Genomic DNA, 21,553 nt, shown 5'->3' on the forward strand with positions numbered 1-21,553 from the left:
GAATGTAGATTGATTGTAACGGTGATCGCACTGTGCAACTATCCGGTGAAATCGGGACAGACTGTACGGAGTGCTGCACAATGGCGGTGGATATTGCGTTACTGGAAGCGGTAGTGGCGGTGGCGAAAGCTGGCGGGTTCCGCGAGGCGGCTCGCGTGAGCGGCAGCAACGCCTCACGCCTGAGCGAAGCTGTGCGCCGGGCAGAGCAGCAGCTCGGTATCCGGCTGTTTCATCGCACCACGCGCACGGTGGTGTTAACGGAAGCGGGCAGGGCGCTGATGGAACGCCTGTTACCGGCGATGAATGAAGTCAATGCCGCGCTGGATGCGATTAATCTTTATCGCAATACACCCGGCGGGACGCTGCGGCTGAACGTACCGGTCAGCGCCACCCGGCTGGTATTGCCGGCGCTGATACCGGCGTTTCTGCGGCGCTATCCCGATATTCAGCTGGAGATTGTCGCGGAAAGTAACGTTCAGGATGTATTCCGCGATGGCTGTGATGCCGGTATTCGCTACGATGAACGGCTGGAGCAGGATGTGGTGGCGCTGCCGATTGGTCCACGGGTTCAGCGATTTGCGGCAGCCGCCTCTGCCGATTATCTGGCTGAAAAGGGTCGTCCGACCCATCCGCGCGATCTGATCCATCATCGTTGTCTGCGCGGCCGTTACGCCAGCGGCGTGATGCCGGACTGGGAATTCAGCCGGGATGGCACCAACCTGAGCGTACAGGTCAGCGGGCCGCTGGTGGTGAGTGTCGGTGGCGGAATCGATCTGGCTGTTGAGGTGGCGATTGCCGGTAGTGGCATCGTTTATCTGTTTGAAGAGTGGCTGCGACCCGCTTTTGAGAGCGGCAAACTGGAACCGTTGTTGCAGCCGTGGTGGCTCAGCTTCTCCGGGCCGTGGCTTTATTATCACGACCGACGCTTAATTCCGGCACCGTTACAGGCTTTCATCGATTTTATTCGCGAGGACAACCTCAGCCGTACCAGCTAAATCCCTGCGGCACCCGGGAAAAGCCAGCATGGCGCAGCACGCTGAGTAACGGTGATTGCGACACCGGCTGACCGTTGACCGTTTCCAGCGTAAAGCTCAGCGATTTTTCACGTTTCAGCGCCACCGCCAGTGCGGCGATCGCGGCATGCTGCTGCGCATCGTCATCGGTGAAAAGCAGCAGATCTTTTCCGCCCTGCGGCAGATACAGAGCCAGCTTGCCAGCGGCAATCACTACCCGCGCGCCCAGACGTCGCACCGGACGTACTCCGCTCGAATGAACCGGCCAGCCGAGCGTCGCGCCAAACGGATTCGCCGGGTCCATGGCCGCCAGCGCCACGGCTGCGGTGGTTTCCGCCGGTTGCTGTGCCAGTTCACGCAGTCGCTCAATGGTCACGGCGTCAGCGAACTGCGTCCCGCCAGCGCCGGTAATAAAGCGCCCTCGCATAATCCGTCCGGCATCCTCCATACCGCGTAATACCGGCTGTAACGCGGGAAAACCGCCTGGGATCTGTTCTGAAATCGCGCTGCCACGGGTGATGACGCCATAGCGGTCGAGCATATTTTCCGCCAGCGCGAGGGCCTGTCGGGTCGGCGAAACTTCCCCACGGGCGAGACGTGACCAGCGGCCGGCAATGGTATTGACCCCAGGACCCCGGCCCGGCAGCGCGGACGGGGTGAAGCGCTGGCCGTGACGGGTCCGCAGCGTACGCGTCGGCCGTGAACGTGTCGCGCCTGGCGATCCCAGCAGCCCGCGCAATGCTATCCAGCTGTCGGTGGTGATCGCACCCTGCCACACCAGTTGCCACAGCGCGGCATAAACCTCTGCGGACGGCGGCGTCTGTGGCCCGTCGAGTTTTGCCATAATCTCGTGGGCGAACCACGCGCCGCCGTGACTGAGCGCCTCAAGGATCGCCTGCTGTAATGCTGTCAGCGGTTGTGCTGAATCGGAGGGTGGCAAGGTTTCAGCAGCAAACTCACTCAGATGCAGCGAGACCAGACCATCGTTGTTACCCAGCGCCTTATGACCGCACCAGATCACATCGCCGCTGGCGAGCAACTCATCGAGCATCGCCGGTTGGTAATGGCGAATGCGGGCACGCAGGATCTGCGACTCCCACAGCGATGCCGGCAGCGCCACTCCCGCCAGTTGCTCAATCACCCGCGCCAGTCCGTCGATATCGTGGTAAACGGCGTGCGCGACCGGCGAGGGTTCACGGGTAAAAGCGGCTGCCGGGTTGAGTACACCGTGCCGCTCCAGCAGCAACGTCACCCAGGCGGCGGGAGGGACCGGGCGGGTCGCCTCGCGTGCTGTTTGCAGTGAACGTAGCCGAAGCCGTTTAAAAATGTCGGCGGAGACCCAGACGCCGCCAGTATGGCCGCTTTCGCTGCCGATGTGCAGCAGTTTGCCTTGCTCGCGTAAAGGCAGCAGTGCGCTGTTGATCACCGCGACGCCTGCACCATAGCGATCGGCAAGTTGCTGCGCGCTGAACAGGGCGTGGGTGCGGGCATAACGGGTGATTAAATCGCGCAGCGGATCGGACAACGGTTGTAAAAAGGTGGCTGGCAGGTTGTCAGGAATGACGGTAGCAAGGGCATCACGCAGACGGGCGGCATCTTCAACCACCGCCCAGCGCACCTCACCGGCAAGGGTGACCGGGATTACCCGCTGTGCCGCCGCAAACTGCCGTAATGCCGCCATGGCCTGTTGCCGATCGCCGCTGAAACGCGCCTCTATTTCAGCTTGCGACAGCGGGCCGAGTTCACGTAGCAGATCGACGATGCCTTCGGCATGCTGGGCCTGATAGCGTGGCTCCAGGCGCTGTAACTCCTGTTCTACCTGCCCGACAACGGCCGGAGCCAGCAAATCACCTTTATCGGTCTGACCCAACAGTTCGCCCAGCAGGTTACTGTCGAGCGCCAGTAAAGAAGCGTGGCGCTCTGCCTGCGGCGCATCGCTGGCATAGATAAATTCTGCAACATAGCCAAACAGCAGCGGCGCCGCGAACGGTGAGGGGACGTCAGTCGTGACCTCGACAAACTGCACGCTTCCCTGCTGTATCTGATTCATCAGACGGTGCAGGGCAGGCAAGTCGTACACGTCTTGCAGACACTCGCGTGCGGTCTCAATCAGGATCGGGAAATCCTGATACTGGCGAGCCACTTCCAGCAGCTGACCAGCCCGTAAACGCTGCTGCCAGAGCGGGGATCGTTTACCCGGATTGCGCCTCGGCAGCAGCAACGCCCGGGAAGCGCATTCACGAAAGCGGGCGGCAAACAGCGCTGATCCGCCGATGGTGTCAGAAACGCGCTGCGTCAGGTTATCGGCATCAAACACAAACAGTTCCGCGCCTGGCACCCGACCTTCGCTGTCGGGAAAGCGGGCAATGATGCCGTCGTCGCTGGCGACCACGGACGCATCAATGCCGAGGCGCTGCTGAATGCGTGCCGCAATCGCCAGCGCCCAGGGCGCATGGATACGCTGCCCCCAGGGGGAATGCAGGATCACCCGCCAGTCACCGCTTTCATCACGGCAGCGCTCAATCACCAGGGTGCGATCGCTGGGAAGAACGCCGGTGGCGGCGCGCTGTTCCGCCAGTAACGCCAGCAGATTGTTGATCGCATTGTCATCCAGCCCGAGTGAGCGCAGATAACGTTGTGCCTCGTCAGGCGCGGCGCTATCAAGCTGGCGTAAAAAAACCGCCAGGCTGGCACCCGCATCGGCGGTACGGCCAATACCTTCGCCGCGCCAGAACGGCAGACGTGCGGATCGGCCTGGCGCTGGCACCACCACCACCTGATCGTGGGTTATCTGCTGGATCCGCCATGACGTTGCGCCGAGGGTAATGATGTCATTCACCCGCGATTCGTAAACCATCTCTTCATCCAGCTCGCCGACCCGGCGCGAACCTGACTGCTCTTCGCCCTCCGGCAGAATAACGCTGAACATGCCGCGATCGGGAATGGTGCCGCCGCTGGTGACGGCCAGATGTTGAGTGCCGGGCCGCGCCGTTAGCAGGCCGCTTTGGCGATCCCAGACCAGGCGGGGACGCAGATGAGTGAAATCATCCGACGGAAACTTGCCGGCCAGCATATCCAGCGTAGCGTCGAACACGCGGCGTGACAGAGTGCGGAACGGATCGGCACGCCGCACCCGTTCAAACCATTCATCCGCCTGCAACGGATCCATCGAGACCGCTGCCAGCGTCTGCTGCGCCAGAATGTCCAGTGGGTTACGCGGCGGCGAAAGGGCGTCAAGCTGACCGTTCTGCATCGACTGTACCGTCACGGCGGCGTCAAGCAGATCGCGGCGGGTGCGGGGAAACAGGATACCGGTCGAGGCTCCGCCAACCTGATGTCCGGCCCGGCCAACCCGTTGCAGCGCGCTGGCCACTGATAACGGCGCGCCGACCTGAATCACCAAATCGACCGGCCCCATATCAATGCCGAGTTCAAGGCTCGACGTCGCCACCACACAGCGCAGTTCACCCTGTTTCAGCGCCGACTCAATTTCGCTGCGCTGTTCTTTCGATACCGAACCGTGGTGGGATCGCGCAATAACCGCGGACGCGCTGTCGCTGCGATTCTGGCTGCCGCCGGCAAAAGAGTCATATTGCTGCGCCGGATGCGGTTTCTTTTCCGCTGACTGCGCTGCCGCGTAGCGTTCATTCAGTCGCGCGGTCAGTTTTTCTGCCAGCCCGCGTGAGTTAGCAAACACCAGCGTGGCACGATGCGCCATTACCAGCTGCAGAATGCGGGTTTCAATATGGGGCCAGATAGATCCACTGGCCTGGCCCGTCCCGCTATGAGGTTTCGGATCGCTGGCGATATCGGTCATGTCGGTCACCGGCACTTCAATGCTGAGATGCAAGGTGCGGCCAGCGGCGGGATTCACCACCTGAGTCGGCTTACAGCCGCCAAGGAATGCCGCCACCCGTTCGACCGGGCGTACCGTGGCGGACAGGCCAATGCGCTGAGCGGGCTGCGGCAGTAATGCATCAAGCCGCTCAAGGCTGAGCGCCAGTTGAGAACCGCGCTTTGATCCCGCCACCGCATGCACTTCATCAACGATTACCGTGGTGACGCCCTGCAATGTATCGCGGGCTTTTGAGGTCAGCATCAAAAACAGCGATTCCGGGGTCGTAATCAGAATATCCGGTGGCCGTCGCAGCAGTTTTGCCCGCTCCGCGCTGGGCGTGTCACCGGATCGCATCCCGACCTGCAACCTTATCTCTGGCTCGCCGCGTTGCTGACGTTCGGCAACCACGCCGGCCAGCGGGACATTGAGGTTGCGCTGCACATCGGCCGCCAGCGCTTTTACCGGCGATATGTACAAAATGCGGGTGGTGGTCTGGCGGTCAGGCGCAGGCTGCCCGGTGCGTAAATGGAACAGAGAGTCGATTGCGGTCAGGAAGGCCGCCAGAGTTTTCCCTGAGCCGGTTGGCGCAATCACCAGACAGTGCTGACCGCTGGCAATAGCCTGCCATGCCGACTGCTGCACCGGCGTAGGTGCGTCGAAGGCGGTGGAAAACCAGCGCCGCGTGGCGGGTGAAAACAGCGCTAAAGCATTATCAGGACCGGATTCAGGCATGGTATTTATGGCGTTACGCCTCGACAGCGCTCAGTGAATCAACCCGTTGAGTGTAAATGATAATCGCCGTTTGTGAATGACGTGCCGACTGACGGCACGTCATTCAGCCCACTCCTCAGGATTGTGCTGTGCTGGCAAATGAACCGGATCGCACCGCCAGCAGCGACACCAGCGCCAGCATCACTATCGTCATGCCATAAAGAAATACGGTCTGGGTCAGACCAATGTGTGGCGCGGCGATGCCTGCCAGAATCGCCGGCACGGCAAAGGCGAGATAGCTTTTGATTAAAAAGGCAGAGAACAACCCGGCACGCTCATGGCTTTCCGCCAGTTGCATAATGATCTTCAGCACATTTGAAAAGATTGAGCCAAATCCCTGTCCCGCAATAACAGTACCGAGATAGAGCAAGGCGACGCTATGCAAACCAACGCCAGTCAGCGTGACACTGACGCCAGCTATCAGCATCAGCGTACCGATTAACAGCGCTCGCGCCGGTGCTAACGACCGGAAGATAAACACCGCGGCGGTCGCGCTCAGCATCAGGGTCGTCACCACGCTGCCGCCAACAAAAGGTGAAGTCAGGCCGGTAGCGCTGATCACCAGCGTCGGCATTAATGAGAGATAGAATCCGCCCAGCATCCAGGTCGCAATGTTCACCGGCGCGACTTTCAACAACGGCCCCAGCGCCCGACGCGGGATCCTCACCTGCGGTCGGAGTGCAGCCAGCACGCCCGGCTGTGGTGAAATGGTTTCGGATATCAGCGGTAACAGCGCCATCATCACCAGCATCGTCAGCAACAACAGCGCATAAAGCGTGACGGTAGGGAAGGGAGCGTAAGTGACCAGGATGCTGCCTGCCAGCGTTCCCAGCGTCATTCCCAGAAACGCGGTGACTGAGTTGAGCAACGGACCACGATGTTTATTGGCATCGATCAGGGTGGCACCAAAGGTTGGTAAAGCGATACCGGTCGCAAAGCCCTGAACCAGACGGGCGCCGATTAAAACCGCGGCAGAATCAGCGTAGATAAAAATCATCAGCGCTACGCTATTGAGCGCCAGAGCCAGCAACATCAGTGGCCGGCGGCCGGTATAGTCAGAAATTTTCCCCACCGTCAGCAGCGCGGCCAGTAACGCGAAAGCGTAGACCCCAAATATCACGGTGAGCAGCGATGGACTCAGATGAAACAGCGTGCGGTAGAGCGGATAAAGCGGCGTCGGGGCACTGCTGGTGGCTGAAATCAGTACCGCGCCAGTGAAGCTGAAAAGCGTCAGACGCACAGCAGACTGAGGTGTCAAAGCGGGCTGGATGGCTGTCATGATCGATACCTTAATGCAAAGGATTAGCTTTAATCAGGTATACGGGCAGCGCGGCCTTAATGCAATATCTTTGCTTTAACCTTTCCTGCGGTGCAGTTAGCAGGAGGGGATTAAACCGGGTGGGGAACCCGGTTCGGAGAGGTCGTTTTATAATTAACTTCTTGAAAGATAGTCATTTTATAGTGCTACACCCATAAAGGCATGATCGTCAGCCGGTTTGTACGGATAACTGCGTTACGGATTCGCGGAGAATAGAGTCACTGATTACAGTGAATGAAAAGGAGACAGCAGACAGCAGAAACAGAGGTGAACAGGCCGTATCGACAGATACCCGACGCTGTTTATGGAAAGAAGCTCGAAGCCGAGCCAGCGCCTGCCTGTTCAGGCCGCCATCTATGCCACCGATTAGTGTGCGATAAAAATAGAATGATAGCCGGACTCAGCGGCAGCCAGGATTGAGCCGCCCTGACGCTAAGCTGGCGGCGGAAAGAGATTGTCATCGATTACAACAATCCAGCCCGGTAATGAATACCAGCGTTGTGCAGCCCGGCTATCATATCCTGCGGACCTTTCAGGTCTGTTTCATCGGCGTGGTTAAAAATTCGGTTTGCTGTTCGGCCAGTGATGTAAATCTGGCCGCTTCAGGATACCGCGCACGGCTCACCGTATCCGGCAGCATCACATCTGTAAAACTCCAGGCGACTGCGATACTGATACCGGCCACGGACAACATATCAGGATGACTTTCCCGCAGCCCGTTATCCAACGTTTGCCAGGCACCATGAAGTTGTTGAGTGATCCGATTCACCCATGGCTGATGTTGTTTTTCTTCCGGCCTGACACGCTGTTCGTAGACAATCTGCACCGCTTTTTCGCAGGCAGCCAGGGCGAATCCGGTAAGACGCAGATCGCGTTGTTCTTCCGCCTCGGACGCTGATGTGGGTACAGGCGTATGAGCGGAATATTTCTCAAGGTAATTAATGATCAGTGTTGAGTCGATCAGCACCTGATTATCATCTGTGATAAGCGTTGGGACTTTAACGGTTGGGTTAATTTTTGCTAAGGCATCAAAATCGCTGAATACCGAAAGCGGGCGATGTTCAAATTGAATACCCAATACTTTCATGTAAATAGCAACCCGTCTGACATAGGGTGAATCCAGCATTCCGATCAGGATCATGGCTCTACCTCATATTCTGTTGATTAACAAAATCAATTAACTGTTCGGCGACAGGCAACGGGACATCTTCCATTAAAAAGTGGCCGGCCTGTTTTAAGGTTTCATCTCACCAGCAACGATTCAGCCTGCAACCAGCGCTCAAAATCCTGCAGGGCAGATTCATTTATTCCTGTTTCCAGCGGTTTGACCAGACAAAATGTCTTGCTCAACTGCTCTGAGTCCGGCCAGGGTGCCACCAGTGTTCCTCTTTCCAGTTCCTTTTCGACGTAGATACGCGGAATCATGGCTACGCCCTGGCCCGCCAACACGGCAGCCAGAGCCATTTCATGAAGGTCATACCTTACGCCCTGCGCCGGATTATCCAGGACTATGCCACTTTGTTCAGCGTAATGAAGCCAGGCATCAGGATTCTGCCGCCTGTGAATACGAGGCAGCCTGTTTAATTGTTCGGCCACATTCTGATCGGTTAATAGATCGGGATGGCACACCGGCACCAGTTTCTCCTTAAACAGAGCGTGGGTGCACATACCCGCCCATGCAGGGTGTTCAAAATGTATTGCCGCATCAAAACCGCTGCCGGTCATAATAAAGGGATCGGTTCTGGCCGCGATATTCACGGTGATGTCCGGGTATAAAGATTGGAAACCGCGGAGGCGGGGGATAAGCCACCGGCTGCAAAAGGTGGGCAGGACGGCTATTTCCAGACTTCTGCTGCCTTCAGGCATTCCCATAACGAACTGTGTATCCCGCTCAAGCCGTTCGAGCATTTCCCTTACGTGATGAGCATAGCGTGCCCCGACCGGATTAAGCTTTACCCGGGCTTTAGTACGGTCAAACAGTCTGCAGTTGAGCAGAGACTCCAGGCGAGCAATCTGTCGGCTGATGGCGCCTTCTGTCAGTGACAACTCCTCTGCGGCACGGGCAAAATTACCGTGCCGGGCCGCAGCCTCAAACGCCTGAAGTGAAGCGCTGCTGGGGATTTTTCTGCGCATTAAAATTGCCTTATACGAAAAGTAAGACGATTGGTTAGTGACAAAAACTCACTAACGGGTGCGTTAATATCGTTTTATAACTGGAATAACAGCATATAGCATGAGTTAAAGTCACTAAGCAGGGCTGTAAAGTACTGCTTTATTTCATGCAGAGGTGAGGCGATGTTCTACCTTGTGGCGTGCAGCTATACCGATCCTGAAAGTGAGAAAGAATGGAATGCGTTTTACAGTCTGGAAAAACTGCCAGCGTTGATTTCTGTTAACGGCTTTAGCAGCTCCCAGCGCTTTCAGGCTCTGAGCCAGGACTGCCCGATGTATCTCGCCATTCATACGGTGAAAGATGCGCAGGTGATAACCAGTGAAGAGTATTTACTGAAAGGAGGGGGCAACTTTTCACGCTGGCAGAAGCACATCACAGACTGGCATCGTAACCTCTATGAGTGTGAAGGGATCGCGCCCGCTGTTTCCAGAGATGAAATCCTGTTGCTCAGTACCCAGCCATTACGTTTTGTTGAGAGGCTGGGATGCCATGCACTCACGATGGTGGCATCAGGGTTAGACAGAATGCCGGCGAAGTGCATTGCCTATGTGATGACGCGTGAAGCTGCTGCGCAGATAGCAGATGTGACCGGAGCATACCGTTATGCGCCGCTGACGTCGCAACTGACCCCGCCGCATGGAGCAGATAACGAAGAACGTGCATAAAATATGACTGACCTGAGTTTGTATATTTAGCTGGAGCAGGTAGACAGTTGCGGTGGCTTAAGCGACATAACGCCTGTCTGCCGTGCTCGCTGTATCCGCACTCCCGGCGCAAAGCCGGCAAGCGTCGATATCATTTATTTCAAAATAGTACCCGGATGCAGACATCCAATTTATGCCGAACGCCTTTGTCATATGACAACATTCCGCACGCCAGACGCGATACAGGATTTTATGCACAAACGGCAACAGGCCGTTCAGGAGCCGCAGGATTCACCGCGCGTGTTGATTGTTCTGGCTCTGCGACACCCCAAATACTGCCGGAAATTAATCAGAGGAAATTATGAACTATCCTGCTTTTCCAAAGCGTCAGATTGGGGATTATCTGGTTACCGCTCTCAGTGATGGCGTGATGTCAGCCAGCCTGGATTTACTGTCAGGCATTGATATAGCAGAAGCGGCGGATATTCAACACAATGCCAGTATCACTCAGCCCGGTAATATTCATATCAATGGCTATCTTATTCAGGGCAGGGGACAAACCCTGCTGGTCGATGCTGGTGCTGGTGGTCTGAACAATGTGGGCGGACAGCTTGCATGTCATCTTGCTGCAACCGGTGTCAGCCCAGATGAGGTGAATAGCGTATTACTGACGCACGGCCACCCTGACCATATTGGCGGATTATTGGATGCAGCAGAGCAGCCCATGTTTAAACATGCCGAACTTCATCTTCATTTTCTTGAAGCGGAATACTGGCAGGATGAAGAAAACTTCAAACGAGCAAATGAGCGCGGACAGCGTAATTTTAAGCTGGCCCGACGGGCGCTAAGCGCGTATGCCGGCAAGATACGCCTGATTAATCAGGATGAGATCGCTGAGGGCATTGCTCCGGTCTGGTTGCCAGGGCATACGCCAGGGCATACCGGGTTTCGCATCACTTCAGCTGAAGAAAGCTTATTGATCTGGGGAGACATCGTCCATTTCCCCCCTATCCAGGCAGCACGCCCGGAAGTCTCAGTTGTTTTTGACTGTGACCCTCGTCAGGCTGAAGAGACGCGGAAAAAAATTCTCTCACAAGCGGCAAGAGAAAAATTGCTGATTGCAGGAATGCACTTAGACCGGCAGGGATTTGCCCGCGTGTCTGAAGCGGGTCAGGGATACCGTATTGTCTACCAGCAGAATGAATGAGCAACCGCGTCTGGTGAACGCCTTTCGGAAGCCGTTCTTACCCCGTCCTGTTAATTAAAAGTGGGGCAGATTGCAGGCAGCACAGGATCAGTGACTCACGAGGATGTGACGGCTATCAGCAACGGAATCGGCAGGCAGAGAGGATGTTCTGGCGTTGCAAGAAGCCATCAGAGATAAACCCCCGATGATAAAATTTGTTGGTATGACTTTTAAGGCGACAGGTTACCGGCATGTATGCAAATATTGCTTATAAACTTTTATTCGGGTACTGAGGCTATGTTTTCTGTTCCCTTTCCTGTTATTACGCTGGTGGCGCTGCTGATTTTGATTGTAACAGCGCTCTTCTCTGAAAAAAAAACGCCACGGCGGCACTCTGCGTTTCCTTTTCGCCTGTATAGCGCTTATTTGTTTCAGCATGCTGCGCTGGCAATACGAATCAGTCATGCTCAGGAATATTCAATCAGTGCTGGCAATACTGCTGCCTCCTCTGGCATGGCATTGTTTCATCTCAATGACGGAAACGAATAAGCAGCATCGCTGGCTGATGTTTTTATTGCCTCCAGCAACGGCCTTATTGCTCAGGTTTTATTGGCCCGTTGCGACGGATGTTATCCTGTTTATCATATTTGCGGGGTATGGATGTGAGCTCTTCCGTATTGCATGGCGGGGGGAGTCAACATTCACGCTGAGCCGACTGACTGAAACAACACAAATCGTCAGGATGGCTTTTTTCGCAGGCAGCTTTCTTTGGATATCTGCCTTAACCGATCTCGCGATTGCAATTGACTTCAGCATCGCCGCTGGAGAACAGGCACCGGGTATCATTGTTTTTTTCCAGATGACACTGCTCCCTCTGATTGCCGCAGCTATTATCAGTGCGGGAAGAACAACGACACCCGGGAATAATAGCAGGGAAGAAGCGATCCCCATTAATGCAGTGACGCCTGCGAACGCGTTTTCGGAGATTTATAACAGACTCGAAAAATACGTTTATGAAAGCCAAATTTATCTTAATCCTGATCTTACGCTAACGCTTCTGGCACGAAAAACAGGTATACCAGCACGACAACTTTCCGGCGCGGTCAATTCTGTGAGTCAGTGTAATGTCTCGCAGTGGATCAACGGCTTCAGAATTGAACGGGCAAAGGTGTTGCTGTTAAGCACCCTTTTGCCCGTGACGGAGATCATGCTGGAGTCTGGATTCACCACTAAATCAAATTTTAATCGTGAATTCCTGCGGGTCACTGGCGCATCGCCTACCTTGTTCCGACAGCAGGTGGAGAATAATCAAGAGCAGCATTCAGGAATGCACTGATCTTACGAACCAGATTTTGATGAATGTCCGATCTATTTGCATTGGCGCCATCCTGGCAAACAATCTCATCACCCGGTGATTCTTTGTGTAACAGGTTTTCAGCGCCGGGTTTACAACGCTGCATGAAACTGAAATGCGTGGCGCCCTCGACTATTTCATAGTGCCTCCAGTCCGGATTGATGTTGGCAGCCAGATATCCCGACTCCCCGGCTGCAGGCAAATCTGCCAGTTTGTCCGCCTGGGCGGCTAATATCATGACGGGTATGTGAATCGCATTCAGACTTTGAGACGTAAAACCCGGTGCTAAGCCAGAATCCAGAGCAACGATAGTCCGGACCCGGCCATCCTTGTTATTTGCCGTCATTTTTTCCCGCGAAGATGCTTCATTAATACCCAGCTTTTCTGTCAACCGACAGTCGCCCCGTTGGGGATGGTTTTGACAATCCTGGATAAACCGGTAAGGGTCAAATCGCGCACCTGCGAGCGACATGACTGTCCATCCGCCAAGAGAGTGCCCTAAAGCAGCAATTCGGTCCTTGTCCGTTACGCCGAAAAGCGCAGGGGAGCGAGTGACGAAATCAATAACCTGGGACAAATCGTGCGGACGTTGCCACAGCTTTTTAGCCTTTACCGGGTTCTGATCAAAGGTAGTTGTGCCTGGATGATCCGGAGCGGCAACAATATATCCCTCTGCTGCCATCGCCGCGGCAATCCATGACAGATTGCGCCAGTTTCCGTTGTATCCGTGTGAGATAACCAGCAGCGGGTGAGCCCCAGCCAATGGCGGCGCATTGGGGATCACCGTAACGCCAACGAAAGCGGGATTACTTCCTTTATCTGCTGTATTTCCCTCAGAAGCCGCGGGATACCACACCGTCACATTTAAAGCTTCCGGCGTCGAGTCGGATAACCTTAGCTGGCGAAAACCTGGATAGGCCTGAGCCTGCAAGCCGTAGAGAAAAACTGTCAATAAACAAAAAACGCGGATGCACAACATAAACAGTCCTGTAGCGATTAATTGAGCAGCAGGTATAGATCGGACTGGTCATTCTGGCGTCCTGGAACATGATTAAGGTCCTGAATTTAGCTTTTTAAGCCTCTTCCAGACTGATTTCTGACATCCGGATGCCTGGATATCACTACCAGCGTGAATGACTCGCGGATTAAAGGAGAGCTTATGCAGCGTCGGCTATCAGTAAGAAGTGGACGTACAGCGGCCCTGACGCTTAAGCAGCTCGCTGTACCTTCCACTTTTATCTAAAACGCCTGCAACTCACTCCGTTTCTCAGGAGCGGTATCGGTCAGGGAGGCCCTGACGTGAGGCAGACTCTGCGGGTAATTTTGCTGAATAAATTCAATCATCTTTTCCCGCACGTGACAACGTAAATCAAAGGCTATCGGCGAGTTCTGAGCGGTCATCAGCATCCTGATGGTCATGGTTTTCTCGGTGGTATCGGTCACCTGAAGCACCTTAGTTTCCCGATCCCAAAGCTTGGTTTCATTCAGCACCTTATCAAAATGCTGTCGCAGCGGTTCCAGAGGCATCGAATAATCAACGTAGAGAAAAACTGAGCCTAAAATCTGGGCATTATTGCGCGTCCAGTTCTGGAATGGATTTTCTGTAAAATAGGTGATCGGCAACACCAGCCGGCGCAAATCCCAGATTCGCACCACCACATATGTCAGGTTGATCTCTTCTATCCAGCCCCATTCTTTTTCTACCACCACCGCATCGTCAATTTTGATCGGCTGCGTAAAAGCGATCTGAATACCGGCAAACAGATTGACCAGCGACTTCTGCAGGGCAAAGCCGATGATAATACCGGCTACGCCAGCACCGGCGAGGATAGTGGTGCCAAATTTCCGGACGCCAGGGAAACTGAGCAGAATCAGAGAGAGGCAGAATAACACCAGTATGACGATCACGACTTTCTTCACATAAATGATCTGCGTGCGAATTTTGCGCGCACGAAGATTATTCGAAATATTAATGTCGTAGCGGATATAAAGCATATCCTGCGCTACGTTGGTCAACCGGATTAACACTGAGCAAAATGATAATATTATAAAGACGTTTACTGTATTGGTGATAAAGACCAGCAGGTCCGGATGAATGTTAATGTAATTTATCCCTACATTGATCAGCAGTAGGGGAATAAAAAGAAACATCGATCCACGAAGGTGCTTTTCAAGTGACTTGAAGAGCTTTCGGTCACGACTCTGCCAGTAGCGAATAAACCTGAGAAGGATAAGGCGTGCGAGAAAACCCAATACAAACGAGAGAGAGAAGAGTAATACAACAGGCACCCATGACGGGAGGCCAGATAACTCATCAAATATCAACGGCATTATTTTCCCTTATATTCAGTCAACAACCTTGGGTTGTCAGATAAATTTAAAAATTCAGTAACCGTTGTTTTCACGGTTATCAGCAGGTAAATCACGTAACACCCCGGCTTACCCGTAATTCAATTTATCAACTGACGTAACACATGAAATCTCCTGAAATCCCGAAATTTATCAATATCAATGCCCACATCGGCATCGTTATGTCGTTTGCTGCCCGGCCAGATAGACGGGCGTCCACGCTGTGTGCCCGTCGCAGCGCGACGACATGCACAGCATTTAGTATGAACTATAGTGGCCGGGTTAACCGAAAATGGTTGCGGCCGGCGTGGTTATGCTGAAACGCAGTTGTCTGGGTGATCAGCCGTGCCGCTCCCCGCCGCTGAGCTGAGCTGAGCTGATTAGAGCTGAGCTGATCTCCGGAAGCGGTTCCGCAGCAGCGCCTCTGCAAACCGGCTGGCGTGATGAATGTGATGGGCTAATGCAGGCTATCGCAACCGGAAGAGGCACAGAGGAATTATTCCCGCTGATAACGGCAGGTGAGAGACCAATGTTAATCCCGCCATCATCATAAGATGCGCACGCGTGGTCGGAACCCGTGAGACGACATTGATACCGTTTGGCTCGTCGGGTTAAGCGAACGCTGCCGTTTCGGCGAGATGATCCGGTCCAGGGCTGGCAGAGTATTTTATGCGTTTCGGTCAGTTCACTGAGTCATACCGCCGCTACCCGCCCACACTTAGCCGGCGCGCTGAACAGCATCTGCGCATTTTTTCCAGACGATAATGCACGCCTGATATCAGGCAGAGAATCGCCGTCTCGGTAGAACGCTAAAACGGGGAGTGAAAATGAACAGGCTTCCGCGATAAAGCTGAATGAAAATATTCAGCAGTCTAACCAGAAAGCCTTACCCTTTATTTAGCGCCGCTTCATTCTGTAAATGCAAAACTTATTACCTTTATTTTTCTGTATGCGTTTGCGCCCCGACGCGCACAGTTAATGCTGCCACACGGTCAGTAGAACGGTGGGCGGGGCGCAGCTTTTTTACTATAACAAGAGTCATCATGCTGTTAAGCATTTCGCTGGAGCAGATATCCAGTTTTGCTGGGCTGATATTAAATCAAAATGGCATTAAGCCTTGGGTTAAATATTATTTGCTGAACTTCACTAAATCCTTAAATATCAGTTCACCCCATTTTTTCCCCTCAGCCTGCACCAGCATTCCGCCTTCCGACAGGCTACCCAGCATGATTGGTGCGAAACCCAGCGTTTCGGCCAGTGTGCCCACTTCGTCAAGCGCACTGTCATGATCGCTGGCGAGAAACACCACCCTGCGGCCGCCATTAACAGCCGGGTCCTCAGCCAGCACAGAAGCGATCAAATGATTGAAGCCCTTAACCACTTTACTGCCAGTGAAGGCGCGTGCCACAACGCGGGCAGAGGGTTCACCATCCAGTTCCTCGGGGGGCACTCCGTAAGCATTCGTCACATCGACAATCGTTTTTCCCTGCCAGGACGGCAGAATTTTCGCTACCTCGGGGTGTGACTGATAGCGGACAGCTAAAAAGATGATGTCGGCGTTGACGGCATCCACTAATTTTTCTGGCCTGATCCCGGGTCCAATCAGGGCCGCCTCGGATGCAAAACTCTCCGGGTCACGGGTGGTGGCAACGGAAACGTCGATGCCTTTTCGGGCAAACGCCGCGGCAAGTGCCTTTCCTGCACTGCCAAAACCAATAATTGCATAGTTCATATCGTGCCTCTGTATTCATATGACGGCGCTATTCTGGAAACCGATAGGCGTTTTCGGTCGGCTGGCCTGTTCAGAGCTGAGCCAGCCCACCATCAACGGCGACCTCACTGGCGGTCATAAAGCTACTGTCGCCAGAAGCAAGAAATGCAGCCACCGCCCCAATTTCCTCTGGTTCCGCCATGCGCTGCAGCGGCGTCATCGCACCGTAGGCTTGCTGGCCTTCCTCACCCAGTGCTTCCTTCGCCAGTTCAGTCGCAGTGGCACCGGGTGACAGCACGTTCACCCGAATTCCGCTGCCTTTCAGGTCTGCCGCCCAGCTCCTGGCGAGGTTGCGAACGGCCGCCTTACTTGCACTGTAGGCCGTAAATCCGGGTGCACCTGTTGTGCCGGCACTGGAGCCAGTCAGGATAATCGAGCCACCCGCAGCCATTAACGGCAACGCCTGCTGGACCGTAAAGATGGTGCCCTTGACGTTGGTGTCGAAAGTTTCGTCGATGTGCTTCGCTGTGATCTGACCTAGCGGGAGAGGGCTTCCCGTTCCGGCATTGGCGAAAACGATATCGAGCGTGCCCCGTTCAGCTTTAACTGCAGCGTAGAGTCGATCGAGGTCAGCCGGCTGAGAAACCGATCCTTTCACTGCGCGGGCATCAGGTCCGAGAGCGGCTACTGCAGCATCAAGTTCTTCCTGTCTGCGACCAAAAATGAAGACGAAAGCGCCTTCTTCTATGAACCGTTTTGCTGCCGCAAGGCCTATCCCGGTCGCGCCACCGGTAATTACCGCAGTCTTTCCATTCAGTCTGGTCATGTCGTTTACCTTTTGGTGAGTTAAACGAAAGCAGGAATCTGCTCGCTTGCAGGCCAGTCTGTTCGTCTGCTAACTTAACGTCAAGTATGCACCTTTTGGTAAGTATCTAATGACAATCCCATCTGAAAGTGAAATTTGCGGTACCGGTTGTGGACTCAACGCGACGCTGCGCGTGATATCGGGCAAGTGGAAACCACTGATTCTTTTTTTTCTGCGAGACGGTTCTAAACGCTATGGAGAGCTAAAGCGTCTGATTCCGGAGGTGAGTGATAAGGTTCTTATTCAGCAGTTGAAAGATCTTGAAGCCGATCAGGTGCTGTTGCGAACTGATTATAAGGAGGTGCCACCGCGTGTGGATTATTCACTGACCCCGCTTGGCAGCAGCCTGTCCGATGCCATTATCCCGCTTTGCAACTGGGGTACGAAAAATGCTGAGCAAATGGCAAACATCTTTGCCAGTCGCGAAAGCAAATAGAGGCATTACAGGGAAGAGGAACAGGGCAGTTATGCAGGATAACTGCCTCAATTTATCCTGCCCGATAGCCGGAATGGCAGCACTCAGTCTGTTATTTGTGCGGGTAATCGGATGAGCTAAAAGGTGGGCACGCTTCCGGTCAGTTGCACAGGTTTTATTGCCGGATGAATGATTAATCCGAATGTTCAGATAGCACTTTTTGCATAATATTTTTCGTTGCGAAACAATCGATTGAAATGTGCGTGTAATCGCATTCATATTTATGCTTAACAAAACTGATTAAGATCAATTTTAGCCTACGCATTCAGGGTTAGATTTCGCCTCACAGGCGGCACTCTCCGCTTAAAGTCACCTATGTAATCGTTTTCACTTCTCTTCCTGAGATGATCCTCCAGGTGGCTTCTTTTTAGATTTTAATGGGGGTTTCTGGCCTGTTAATATCTGAAAAAAAATAAGACTGAAAGATTTTCAGCCGAAAAACCCTGACTCAGGTAACTGATAATGAACAAAAAAACCAATTGTGTTGCTGTTGTGTTAGCTTTTTTCTCATCGTTTAGCGCGATGGCGAGCAATTATAGTAACGACAGTATTCAGGCGATTGAATCACTTCGCGCAGCATTGAATAGTGCTGTATATCAGCACGCGACTCCGGATGCTGCACGTGCTGTTCTGGACACGATGAATGCCGATTTAATAGAAGAAGCCAGAATATCAATTGGCGATCCAGAACCCCGTAAGCTGCTGGATCAGCTGCTTCAGGGGTCAACTAAACACCAGAATATCATTCAGGTTACCAGCGTTAACCCGCCAGCCGTTATCCAGCAAGACCCTCTGATTTCATCCATCCCAACTCATATTGATGAATCAGCCAATCCACATATTTCAAATCCTGACGCTGTTACGCAAGTCTCTGGTGATAATCAAAGTTGGAGTCAAACTACTGTGCGACCTGGCTATGACGGATGGTCAGCTAACGGACAGAACACCGGCCTGACTATCAGCGGTTCACAAATGAAAATGGATGAGGCTAATGCGCAGGCGCAGACGATTAACGAAGGTCTGCAGAATGCTGTCGCACAAGCCGATCAGCGAAATGAAGTAAGCCGTCGTTTAAGTGCCCAGACGAAAGAGCAGATTAATCATAACCAGCGATTCAGCGGAATAGTGGATTCAAAATTTGACAGCCAGCTTCAGCAGGCGGGGCGGGAAGCACAAATGCGTGATGATGCGAGAAAGGCTGAAGCACAGGTGCAGGCAAATCGTGACCGCGCTGAAGCGCAGAATGCAGCATTAAACGCCGCGCGTAATGCTTCACTGGCGCAGCATGAATCTGAGGCCGCTCATGCATCCCAGCTGGCAGCCCACATGTCGCAGGTAGCAGAGCAGGCACAGCACGAAGCTCAGCAGGCTCAGGCTGCTTTGACGTCGGCTAAATATGCCGCCGTGTCTGAAGGTCAGGCGCAGCAGGCAATGCGTGATCAGACAGCGGCTAAATATGCCGCCGTGTCTGAAGGCCAGGCGCAGCAGGCAATGCGTGATCTGACAGCGGCTAAATATGCCGCCGTGTCTGAAGGCCAGGCGCAGCAGGCAATGCGTGATCTGACAGCGGCTAAATATGCTGCCATAAATGACAACGTTCAGATAGCACACCAGCAAATTCAGGCGCTTGAAGCTGCAGCAGCCGCCAAATCATTAGCCGCTACAAAAGCTCAAGCCGAAGCTCAAGCTGCAATTGATGCGCAAAACACCTTAAACGCACCCACGGTTGGACAGTTAACACCGGTAAACAAAGTCCCGGCAATCGTCACCAATATTCCAGCCCCGGTGATTGCAAAAGTCTTCGTGGTTGAAAGTTTACACAACAACGGTGGCCAGCATCGAGGCACGCATAATGAAGCCGCATCAGCACGCAACAATGGCAACAGTAATGCGCATAGTTCCGCGATGGGGGGCCGTGGACAAGGCGGTCAGCGCAGTGGACACAGCGCAGCGGGTAATTTTTAGCGTCTGAATGAAAGAAGATGCTGGACCGGCAGGCTTAGAAGGGCAGGTATCGTCTGACATCTGATTATCGCTAACGAGGATGAACGCGACGTAATAGCGCAGTCGCTGTCTGCTTGTCGCGCTTCACCCTCAGCAGGATGGGAGGCTCAGGCCTCCCGGTACACAACGTCGCAGGTTTCCCTGTTTAAAATACCCGAATAACGCGACTAACTGTGATAAACGTAACCCTGCATATCTTTGGGCCTGTATAAGTGCTCATCAATGACTACCGACGAACTCATAAGGAATATTCATCCGGCTGAGCTGACGAGCAATGTAAACAGGTCGGGAAAAAATATCATCTATGCGACCATAATTTACTTTCCTCTCTGACTCATAATTTCGTGCCGCCTCCTTTGATACTGGATTTATTTTTTCGGATTCCATACATTTTGATAATCAGGTCAATGCTCATGCTGATGGTTTATTTCACGGGGATAGAGATGTTGAATACTCGCGCCGAAATCCACTATGGCAATAGTGTTTCACAACGTCGGAATGGAGCGTTAATCAACAACCGGTTGAGCAGAAACAAATAGAGGCGGTGATTAATAAAGGTCATTGATCCGTCATGTGCTGCTGTTAACCGGGAGCACATGATCCCTCATCATTATCGTCCGTCTGCTGCTGACAAACGGCCTGGCTGTGCCCTGAACGCAAATAGCAGCGCAACAACCCTAGCCTGGGCGTATCTGAATACAATGCGTTGTGCTACCCGCCAGTTGGGGAATGCCTGCGCCAGGCGATTATTTCCGTCAGGCGCAGGGTGCGACGCCACACATGTGAGACTGCATCAGCCAACACAAAATCTGTTACGTCCTTCGCGTTTTGCCCGATAAAGCTGCTGGTCAGCCGCTGCGAGCAGCTTATCCAGCGAATCACTGGTTATAAACTGTGCCGCCCCGATACTCACAGTGACCTCCGCGGCAATCCCGGAGTGGGCATGTGGGATAGCGGCGCGGGCCAGGTTCTGCTGGATCCGTTCACCTACGGTTCGGACGCTCTGTGTATCGGAGGAAAGTAGCAGTACGGTAAACTCTTCACCACCAAATCTCGCCACCAGATCGGTTTCATCCCGCACCGACTCACGGATGCATCGGGCAACCTGCATCAGACATTGATCGCCAGCGAGATGTCCGTAATGGTCGTTATATTTTTTGAAATAATCGACATCAATCATCATCAGGAACACCGTGTCGCATCCCGCAGGAAGCGTTGCGGTGCGGGCATGAAAATATTCCCGCAGGTAACGTTTATTGGCTAAGCCGGTCAGCGGATCCCGGTCTGCAAGCCGCGTCAGCTTTTTAATCAAACGGGCGTTGTGCCGCTCACTCTCTTCTGACTTGCGGAACCACTCAATCAGCACCAGCCGCGCCGAGAATACAGCGACCAGCGCAGTGAGGTACGAAAACAGCAGAAACAGGTTTACCTCTGATCCGGCCAGAATGACTTCACCCGTCACCACCAGCAACACAGGGATGGCGAACGCCGCAATAAGTCTGAGTGAAAGGTGAAAGGCAATCACAGCGGGAAACACCAGCAGCAGCGACAGCAGAATGATGAATTCAGCCGGGGCCGCACCGACATAAAGCGTATGGAGTTCCAGCCCCCAGAGAACGCCATACAGCAGCACAATGCTGAGCAATACCCCACGTTTAACCAGAAAGCCGTTTCGACTGAAAAGGGCGGTCAGAATAAGGTTCCAGAGCGAGAACAGCAGGATAACGACACTGAAAAACAGCACCGCGCTCGATTGTGTTTCGGGCTGGTCATGAAAAAAATAGCGGGCGGAGAGGTACAGCGTATACACCACGTTCAGCTAGAGAAACCAGACGCACCCGGAACGGGTAAG

At 53.8% G+C, this 21,553-nt stretch carries 16 protein-coding genes; 7 read left to right on the forward strand and 9 right to left on the reverse strand.

Translation table 11 applies throughout. The features are described 5' to 3' along the window. Positions 1–80: 80 nt before the first annotated feature. Positions 81–995, forward strand: coding sequence for a LysR substrate-binding domain-containing protein (locus AABB92_RS12340; RefSeq protein ID WP_031376953.1), 915 nt, complete (start codon positions 81–83; stop codon positions 993–995). Here AABB92_RS12340 and AABB92_RS12345 read toward each other — a convergent pair. The 4 genes from AABB92_RS12345 to AABB92_RS12360 form a co-directional block, all read right to left on the reverse strand. Beyond that, positions 979–5,583 (reverse strand): ATP-dependent helicase, encoded by a 4,605-nt coding sequence (locus tag AABB92_RS12345; RefSeq protein ID WP_031376952.1) that lies wholly within the window; start codon positions 5,581–5,583, stop codon positions 979–981. The genes AABB92_RS12340 and AABB92_RS12345 overlap by 17 nt on opposite strands. Before the next feature lie 115 nt (positions 5,584–5,698). After that, positions 5,699–6,901, reverse strand: a complete 1,203-nt coding sequence (locus tag AABB92_RS12350) for an MFS transporter (RefSeq protein WP_238585875.1) — start codon at positions 6,899–6,901, stop codon at positions 5,699–5,701. Positions 6,902–7,472: 571 nt separating this feature from the next. Then, the gene (locus AABB92_RS12355; protein WP_031376950.1) at positions 7,473–8,081 is read right to left on the reverse strand and encodes a glutathione S-transferase; all 609 of its coding nucleotides are present in this window, start codon (positions 8,079–8,081) and stop codon (positions 7,473–7,475) included. Between the two features lie 101 nt (positions 8,082–8,182). Next, positions 8,183–9,073: a LysR substrate-binding domain-containing protein gene (locus tag AABB92_RS12360; RefSeq protein WP_046289483.1), complete on the reverse strand. Its 891-nt coding sequence runs from the start codon at positions 9,071–9,073 to the stop codon at positions 8,183–8,185. Between the two features lie 162 nt (positions 9,074–9,235). Between AABB92_RS12360 and AABB92_RS12365 the strand changes: the two genes are divergently transcribed. From AABB92_RS12365 to AABB92_RS12380, 4 genes are all read left to right on the forward strand, one after another. Then, complete coding sequence (locus tag AABB92_RS12365) at positions 9,236–9,778, forward strand: hypothetical protein (protein WP_031376949.1); 543 nt, start codon at positions 9,236–9,238, stop codon at positions 9,776–9,778. A 340-nt stretch (positions 9,779–10,118) separates the two neighbouring features. Beyond that, the gene (locus AABB92_RS12370) at positions 10,119–10,964 is read left to right on the forward strand and encodes an MBL fold metallo-hydrolase (protein WP_031376948.1); all 846 of its coding nucleotides are present in this window, start codon (positions 10,119–10,121) and stop codon (positions 10,962–10,964) included. Positions 10,965–11,198: 234 nt separating this feature from the next. Further along, the gene (locus AABB92_RS12375; RefSeq protein ID WP_238585874.1) at positions 11,199–11,492 is read left to right on the forward strand and encodes a hypothetical protein; all 294 of its coding nucleotides are present in this window, start codon (positions 11,199–11,201) and stop codon (positions 11,490–11,492) included. Continuing rightward, a complete protein-coding gene (locus AABB92_RS12380; protein WP_238585873.1) occupies positions 11,476–12,279 on the forward strand; it encodes a helix-turn-helix domain-containing protein in 804 nt (267 codons plus the stop codon). The genes AABB92_RS12375 and AABB92_RS12380 overlap by 17 nt, the downstream gene beginning before the upstream one ends. Here AABB92_RS12380 and AABB92_RS12385 read toward each other — a convergent pair. The 4 genes from AABB92_RS12385 to AABB92_RS12400 form a co-directional block, all read right to left on the reverse strand. Continuing rightward, entirely contained in the window at positions 12,221–13,276 is a 1,056-nt protein-coding gene (locus AABB92_RS12385) for an alpha/beta hydrolase family protein (protein WP_031376946.1), read from the reverse strand. The two genes, AABB92_RS12380 and AABB92_RS12385, sit on opposite strands and share 59 nt — an antisense overlap. 260 nt (positions 13,277–13,536) lie before the next feature. Further along, the gene (locus AABB92_RS12390) at positions 13,537–14,628 is read right to left on the reverse strand and encodes a mechanosensitive ion channel family protein (RefSeq protein ID WP_031376945.1); all 1,092 of its coding nucleotides are present in this window, start codon (positions 14,626–14,628) and stop codon (positions 13,537–13,539) included. Positions 14,629–15,775: 1,147 nt separating this feature from the next. Beyond that, positions 15,776–16,378 carry an NADPH-dependent F420 reductase gene (locus AABB92_RS12395; RefSeq protein WP_031376944.1) on the reverse strand — a complete coding sequence of 201 codons (603 nt, stop codon included), beginning with the start codon at positions 16,376–16,378 and terminating at the stop codon, positions 15,776–15,778. Between the two features lie 70 nt (positions 16,379–16,448). Further along, a complete protein-coding gene (locus AABB92_RS12400; protein ID WP_031376943.1) occupies positions 16,449–17,183 on the reverse strand; it encodes an SDR family NAD(P)-dependent oxidoreductase in 735 nt (244 codons plus the stop codon). 109 nt (positions 17,184–17,292) lie between these two features. Here AABB92_RS12400 and AABB92_RS12405 point away from each other — a divergent pair, with 109 nt between their 5' ends. Together AABB92_RS12405 and AABB92_RS12410 are read left to right on the forward strand one after the other, a co-directional pair. Continuing rightward, entirely contained in the window at positions 17,293–17,658 is a 366-nt protein-coding gene (locus AABB92_RS12405; RefSeq protein ID WP_031376942.1) for a winged helix-turn-helix transcriptional regulator, read from the forward strand. 501 nt (positions 17,659–18,159) lie between these two features. After that, positions 18,160–19,662 (forward strand): hypothetical protein, encoded by a 1,503-nt coding sequence (locus AABB92_RS12410; protein WP_046289482.1) that lies wholly within the window; start codon positions 18,160–18,162, stop codon positions 19,660–19,662. Between the two features lie 832 nt (positions 19,663–20,494). Here the strand turns inward: AABB92_RS12410 and AABB92_RS12415 are convergent. Beyond that, a complete protein-coding gene (locus AABB92_RS12415) occupies positions 20,495–21,511 on the reverse strand; it encodes a GGDEF domain-containing protein (RefSeq protein WP_052720663.1) in 1,017 nt (338 codons plus the stop codon). Positions 21,512–21,553 lie beyond the last annotated feature (42 nt).

This window comes from Pantoea brenneri (assembly GCF_038594305.1).
GTDB lineage: Bacteria > Pseudomonadota > Gammaproteobacteria > Enterobacterales > Enterobacteriaceae > Pantoea > Pantoea brenneri.

What these genes read in the sequence shown, in the direction of transcription:
- AABB92_RS12340 (WP_031376953.1), top strand. Translation starts at nt 81, where the DNA reads ATGGCGGTGGATATTGCGTTACTGGAAGCGGTAGTGGCGGTGGCGAAA.
- AABB92_RS12345 (WP_031376952.1), bottom strand. Translation starts at nt 5,583, where the DNA reads ATGCCTGAATCCGGTCCTGATAATGCTTTAGCGCTGTTTTCACCCGCC.
- AABB92_RS12350 (WP_238585875.1), bottom strand. Translation starts at nt 6,901, where the DNA reads ATGACAGCCATCCAGCCCGCTTTGACACCTCAGTCTGCTGTGCGTCTG.
- AABB92_RS12355 (WP_031376950.1), bottom strand. Translation starts at nt 8,081, where the DNA reads ATGATCCTGATCGGAATGCTGGATTCACCCTATGTCAGACGGGTTGCT.
- AABB92_RS12360 (WP_046289483.1), bottom strand. Translation starts at nt 9,073, where the DNA reads ATGCGCAGAAAAATCCCCAGCAGCGCTTCACTTCAGGCGTTTGAGGCT.
- AABB92_RS12365 (WP_031376949.1), top strand. Translation starts at nt 9,236, where the DNA reads ATGTTCTACCTTGTGGCGTGCAGCTATACCGATCCTGAAAGTGAGAAA.
- AABB92_RS12370 (WP_031376948.1), top strand. Translation starts at nt 10,119, where the DNA reads ATGAACTATCCTGCTTTTCCAAAGCGTCAGATTGGGGATTATCTGGTT.
- AABB92_RS12375 (WP_238585874.1), top strand. Translation starts at nt 11,199, where the DNA reads ATGCAAATATTGCTTATAAACTTTTATTCGGGTACTGAGGCTATGTTT.
- AABB92_RS12380 (WP_238585873.1), top strand. Translation starts at nt 11,476, where the DNA reads ATGACGGAAACGAATAAGCAGCATCGCTGGCTGATGTTTTTATTGCCT.
- AABB92_RS12385 (WP_031376946.1), bottom strand. Translation starts at nt 13,276, where the DNA reads ATGTTGTGCATCCGCGTTTTTTGTTTATTGACAGTTTTTCTCTACGGC.
- AABB92_RS12390 (WP_031376945.1), bottom strand. Translation starts at nt 14,628, where the DNA reads ATGCCGTTGATATTTGATGAGTTATCTGGCCTCCCGTCATGGGTGCCT.
- AABB92_RS12395 (WP_031376944.1), bottom strand. Translation starts at nt 16,378, where the DNA reads ATGAACTATGCAATTATTGGTTTTGGCAGTGCAGGAAAGGCACTTGCC.
- AABB92_RS12400 (WP_031376943.1), bottom strand. Translation starts at nt 17,183, where the DNA reads ATGACCAGACTGAATGGAAAGACTGCGGTAATTACCGGTGGCGCGACC.
- AABB92_RS12405 (WP_031376942.1), top strand. Translation starts at nt 17,293, where the DNA reads ATGACAATCCCATCTGAAAGTGAAATTTGCGGTACCGGTTGTGGACTC.
- AABB92_RS12410 (WP_046289482.1), top strand. Translation starts at nt 18,160, where the DNA reads ATGAACAAAAAAACCAATTGTGTTGCTGTTGTGTTAGCTTTTTTCTCA.